The following is a 708-nucleotide window of genomic DNA, read 5'->3' as shown; positions in this document are numbered from 1 at the left end:
AAAACTCATCCCCCCTCTTCTCCTGAAAGTGAAACAGCAACAGCTGATAGAGGTTATAATAATTAGCGAGTTCTTCTGAAAAGTCTAGTGTCTTCCTAACGACTTCATGTGGACTTAAGGTTTGACCAAAGGTCTTCGAGTGAAATGATTTACAAGATAACTTACGGCTGTCCTTTTGGAAGAGTCGCCAGTGATTTTTCAAGGCTCGGTAGGGGAGTGATTTCTTATCAAACTGGTTCATAATGGCAATTCTTGTCTTTAAAAAGGCACGTCCAAGGTGCTGGATGATGTGGAAACGATCAATAATGATTTCGGCGTTTGGGAAAAGTCTGCGAGCTAGTGGGATATAGGCTCCTGACATATCCATTGTAATAAACTGTACCTTTTGTCGAACTTTCAATGGGTACTTCAAAAAGTGGTTTCGAATCGTGGTTTGACGGCGATTATCAAGGATGGTTATGAGTTTGTTGGTCTCATAGTTTTGCGCCACAAAAGCGAGTTCACCTTTCTTGAACCCAAACTCATCCCAAGACATAACAGCTGGGAGCTTGTCATAATGTTCCTTGAAAGTAAACTGGTCAAGTTTACGATAGACAGTGGATGTCGACACACGAAGTCTTCTGGCAATATCTGTTAGTGACACCTTTTCAGTAAGGAGCTGTGCAACTTTTTGCCGGACTAGATTGGAGATTTGGCAGTTTTTCTCAA

1 pseudogene is annotated in these 708 nt (G+C 41.7%); it reads right to left on the bottom strand.

The window, feature by feature from the left end:
* Window positions 1-708, bottom strand: a pseudogene (locus tag HMPREF2867_RS08395) (ISL3-like element IS1193 family transposase); the annotation flags it as partial.

Origin of the sequence: Streptococcus sp. HMSC064H09 (assembly GCF_001812625.1) — a bacterium.
Classification (GTDB): Bacteria; Bacillota; Bacilli; order Lactobacillales; family Streptococcaceae; genus Streptococcus.
The sequence above is the reverse complement of the archived record's forward strand: the minus strand, read 5'-3'. Positions and strand labels throughout refer to the sequence as shown.